This is a genomic window from thiotrophic endosymbiont of Bathymodiolus puteoserpentis (Logatchev) (assembly GCF_900127505.1).
Lineage (GTDB): Bacteria > Pseudomonadota > Gammaproteobacteria > PS1 > Pseudothioglobaceae > Thiodubiliella.
Map to the genome: position 1 here is coordinate 3,849 of NZ_UEXF01000019.1, position 4,608 is coordinate 8,456.

4 protein-coding genes and 1 pseudogene are annotated in these 4,608 nt (G+C 37.7%); 2 read left to right on the top strand and 3 right to left on the bottom strand.

Features of this window, described 5'->3' with window-relative positions; genetic code table 11:
* Positions 1–106 precede the first annotated feature (106 nt).
* The 3 genes from BHECKSOX2_RS01990 to BHECKSOX2_RS02000 form a co-directional block, all read right to left on the bottom strand.
* The gene (locus BHECKSOX2_RS01990) at positions 107–685 is read right to left on the bottom strand and encodes a YqaA family protein (protein ID WP_090715943.1); all 579 of its coding nucleotides are present in this window, start codon (positions 683–685) and stop codon (positions 107–109) included.
* A 10-nt stretch (positions 686–695) separates the two neighbouring features.
* The gene (glyQ, locus tag BHECKSOX2_RS01995) at positions 696–1,586 is read right to left on the bottom strand and encodes a glycine--tRNA ligase subunit alpha (protein ID WP_139682244.1); all 891 of its coding nucleotides are present in this window, start codon (positions 1,584–1,586) and stop codon (positions 696–698) included.
* A 552-nt stretch (positions 1,587–2,138) separates the two neighbouring features.
* Positions 2,139–3,479, bottom strand: coding sequence for an IS1380 family transposase (locus tag BHECKSOX2_RS02000; RefSeq protein WP_139682245.1), 1,341 nt, complete (start codon positions 3,477–3,479; stop codon positions 2,139–2,141).
* A 370-nt stretch (positions 3,480–3,849) separates the two neighbouring features.
* Here BHECKSOX2_RS02000 and BHECKSOX2_RS02005 point away from each other — a divergent pair, with 370 nt between their 5' ends.
* Together BHECKSOX2_RS02005 and BHECKSOX2_RS02010 are read left to right on the top strand one after the other, a co-directional pair.
* Positions 3,850–4,056, top strand: a complete 207-nt coding sequence (locus tag BHECKSOX2_RS02005; RefSeq protein ID WP_139682246.1) for a helix-turn-helix domain-containing protein — start codon at positions 3,850–3,852, stop codon at positions 4,054–4,056.
* 7 nt (positions 4,057–4,063) lie between these two features.
* Positions 4,064–4,608: pseudogene (locus tag BHECKSOX2_RS02010) on the top strand (IS30 family transposase); the annotation flags it as partial.

Below are 4,608 nucleotides of genomic sequence, written 5' to 3' on the forward strand. Positions count from 1 at the left end.
GTCTATAGGTTCTTGACCTATTGACTTATCAATAATAACCACTGGTTCTTTTGCTTTTTCAAAAAAACAGCTGGTAAGCATCAGAGAGATAAAAACAATAATCAGTTTATTTAGCATACCACAACCCTAATGCAATGATGATAATCAAAATATAACCTAGACGGTCAATGTATTTTTTTAGCCAAAGATCACAGGTATCACCGAATTTCTTAACAAAAAATGCCACTAAGAAAAACCGTGCACCTCTGGCTAGCAATGATATTAGTATAAACGGTAAAAGTGCCATATTGGCAATACCTGCACCGATGGTAAATATTTTGTAGGGCATTGGTGAAAATCCTGCAATTGCCACAATCCAAATGCCATATTCTGTAAACCACTCTTTAACTGTTTCAAGTTTATCAACATAATGTAATTTGACCAACAATGGTTGAATGATATCTATCAATAATGCACCTAAAAAATAACCAACCACACCGCCTAATACAGATAGAATTGTGCAAATTGATGTAAATTGATAGATTTTCTCTGGTTTTTTAAGCACCATAGGCGCAAGTAAGATATCAGGTGGTGGGTAGGGCAGTATAAAAGATTCTGTAAAGCTTACTAAAGACAACCAGTAAACAGCGTGTTTACTTTGTGCCCAGTCTAGCGTCTTATGATAAAGTTTAGAAAATATTTGCATAAAATTTAATTTACTTTATTGGAAAACCAAGTGCTTCACGCGAATCGTAATACGCCTTAGCTACTTTCTGACTCATTGAACGCACACGACGAATAAAACGCGCTCTATCTGTGACGCTAATACCGTGACGCGCATCAAGTAAGTTAAATAAGTGTGATGCTTTCATTACTTGCTCATACGCTGGGTAAGGCAGTGCTTGTTCGATGAGTTTTTCATTCATTGTTTCTGCCTCGTCAAATTGTTTAAACAGGACATCAATGTCGGCAATTTCAAAATTATATTTTGATTGTTCAACCTCATTTTGATGAAAGACATCACCATAACTAACCCTATCAACCCACACCAAATCATAAACACTGTCTACGCCTTGCAGATACATTGCTAAGCGTTCAAGCCCATAAGTGAGTTCTCCTGATACAGGCTTACAAGGCAAACCACCGATTTGCTGGAAATAAGTAAATTGCGAGACTTCCATGCCATTAAGCCAAACTTCCCAGCCTAGCCCCCAAGCACCTAGTGTTGGTGATTCCCAGTTGTCTTCAACAAAGCGTACATCGTGCTTGGTTAAATCAAGTCCGATCTCACTCAAAGATTCTAAATATAAATCCTGAATATCTTTAGGCGATGGCTTAAGTAACACTTGAAATTGATAATAATGTTGTAAGCGATTTGGATTTTCGCCATAACGCCCGTCAGTTGGACGACGAGAGGGTTGTACATACGCTGCTTTCCAAGGTTCAGGGCCGATGGCTCTTAAAAAAGTGGCAGGGTGAAAAGTACCTGCACCCATTTCCATGTCAAAGGGCTGCAGCAGTGTGCAACCCTTTGATGCCCAAAATAATTGTAGTTTTAAGATTAAATTTTGAAACGAAATTGCGGCATCTAAGTCTTGTAGTGACATGGCTAGTTGATAAAAAAATAATAAAAAATTTTACCGCAAACCATAAGAGAGCTTTGTATAAATGTGAACCCAAATCCAAAAATAGAACCACCCAACCCAAAAAATACCAATCAAAATCCTAAAAAACCACCCCATTCAAGTCTTGCATCCATAAAAATACAGACAATATTCCCAAGTTGATAAGATCAGCACAAATTATTCGATATTTTGGATCGTTTGGGTTTTTCAGGTGTGCTTAAGTCTCCTTTTTTTAGGCAGAGTTTGTTTTGTTGTTCGTTTAAATCAAGATAGCAACGACTTAAACGCTTTGATGTTGTTTAGCACCTGAGTAAGTAAGTCATACCCAAATCCAAAAATAGAACCAAAAAATCCAAAAAATAATTTTCTCACATAAAAAACTACTTTTCAACCAGCCAGTCTATGATTATTACTAACAGTCAACTAATCAGAAGTGTTATAAGCTTGTTCAAACAGTTTTTCATTGGTTTTTCTGATTTTTAGACGAGCGTCGTCCTTACTTAATAAAAGCACTCATGGTACTAAGGTACTAGTTCAGGTTAATACAGGTCTAAATGCCTTGATACTGTTTAATACTTGATTGAGTAAATCATAATATTGTGCTTGGCATTTAACAATCACCTGCCTACCATGTTGAACAACCTTGGCAGCAATAGCGTAAAGACGATGGCGCACATATTTTGCTCTTTTATTGGCAAACTCAAGCGGTAGCAGTTGTCGCATTAAAGCAAACAAATTGTAAGACAGGCTACAAATATCAAAATACAAGGCATTGGCATTAAAATCAGCGCAAGGCATTTGTCTTGCACCAAAGTCATTCTTTAACTCTTTAATGCGGTTTTCACTGTCTTCACCTCGTTGGTTGTAAAAATGGATAATCTCACTATCAGTTAAACCCTCAAGATTAGTGGCAATGGCTCGATAAACATATTCACCAATAGCAAGACTTTGGTCGCTGTCATTAATAGCATTATTTATATCTACACCTAAGTCCATCTCGCTCTGCCCTTTGATTAACTTTCTTTGCACCACTAAATCAAAAACGGATCCATCTTTGCCGATAAAGTGTTGCATTCTAAAGGTTTCTTGTGCCTTAATTGTTTTGCCATCTTTGTTACGCAAAGCTTGCCAATTATTATTTTTGTCAATGATAATATCTTTGAGGGATTTGCACATCTTTGCCCTGATGGCAAACCCGATGTTTTTGTCAAAACAAAAATCAATAATGCCAGCTTGATAGCTTGCACCGTCAATGCGTAGTTTGTTGACTTTAACACCTTTTGGTAGTGCCTTTTGACAGTGTTTAATAAACTCAAGATTATCTTTTGCTGGAGAAGTATTGCCTTGCCTAAAGTCAGTGGCAACAATCTGAGAGGTTTGCGCAATGTGTCCTACCATGGGCATGTAGCCTTTGTTGCCTTTATAAGTCCACTGAGCACTTGTTTTATTAGCAATCACTTCAGAGGCGTCAATATCAAGAGTAATGTTTTTGCAATTGCATAAGGCAGCACTAAGTAAAGTTTTGTTAATTTTTGATAAAGCTTTAATACCTTGATTGTCTTTACCCAAACGTCTTAGCCAAGTGCCGATGGCTTGCGCGGTTGGTGTTTGTTGGTTAATCAGCATACCCAAGGCTTTGTCTTTGGCAATATGAGTAACATCGTCTAAGCACTTACCACCTTCATGCTGGCTTAATACTAAGGTGTTGATAAAGATTGAGGCTTTAAGGGCACGATTGCTGCCTAGTGCTGGGAAGTGCTTGTCAATGACATTGGATAAATTAAGTGTGTTAATTGTATGGGCAGTGGCAAGTAGTCCAATACGAGAGGTTAAAAGTTCTTTGGTAGTATCAAGTTTGTAGTTTAAAATATCCATAAACGCAGTAAAGTTTAGTTGTGTATAAAAAAGGTGTTGTTATCTTTTTGTTTTCACCCAATGGGTGAAACAGTTTTTTGGTTGAAACTATTATACCAACTGGGCTTGCTGTGTTTTTTTAGTTTCTATTTTTGGATTGGGGTCATAATATTATGCTTGGCACTTAACAATCACTTGTCTGCCATGTTGAACCACTTTAGTGGCGATAGTATAGAGGTGATTGCGAGAATCTCCTAGAGCTTCTACTAGAATAAATCAACACGCATTTAGAGCAAAACTCCTTAGATTCACATCATAAGTGCAACACTCAATTAGTCGGCCAAAGGGTATATTAACCACTCTTTAATCCGACAAGAAAAAGGAGTGAAACATGCAAAAATATACACAATTGACCTGCGAACAAAGATACCATATTTACCTGCTAAACAAACAAGGATACAACCAAACCTTTATTGCCAAATCAATGGGTAGAAACAAATCAACTATTTCTAGAGAATTATCTCGCAATACTGGCAAAAGAGGCTATCGCCATAAGCAAGCCAACAGGCTTGCTGACGAACGACATCAAAAAAAATAAAGCCATCAAACTCACAGATTGTGTTAAAAATTACATTAGTGAAAAGCTAAAAGAATATTGGAGTCCTGAACAAATCATGGGACGCTTGGAATTAGATAAAAAGATTAAAATTAGCACTGAAACCGCCTACCGCTTTGTCTTGCAAGACAAAGCGGTAGGCGGAGCGCTTTACAAATACCTACGCCATCAGCATAAGAAATATCGAAAACGCTATGGCAAAAATGATTATCGAGGTAGGATACCTAATCGCATTGACATTGATGAGCACCCCAGTATTGTTGATGCTCGCACTCGCATTGGCGACTGGGAAGTTGACTTGGTTATTGGTAAAGGACACAAAGGTGGCTTTGCCACTCTTGCTGAGCGTAAGAGTAGGCTATATCTTGCACTACCCATTGTCAACAAAACCGCACAAAATGCAAATGACGCTATCAATAAACGACTCACTCCACTTAAACATTGGGTCAAAACCTTGACTTTTGACAATGGCAGGGAGTTTAGTTGGCATGAAAAGCTAGCAGAAAATCTTGACTGTAACACTTACTTTGCCAA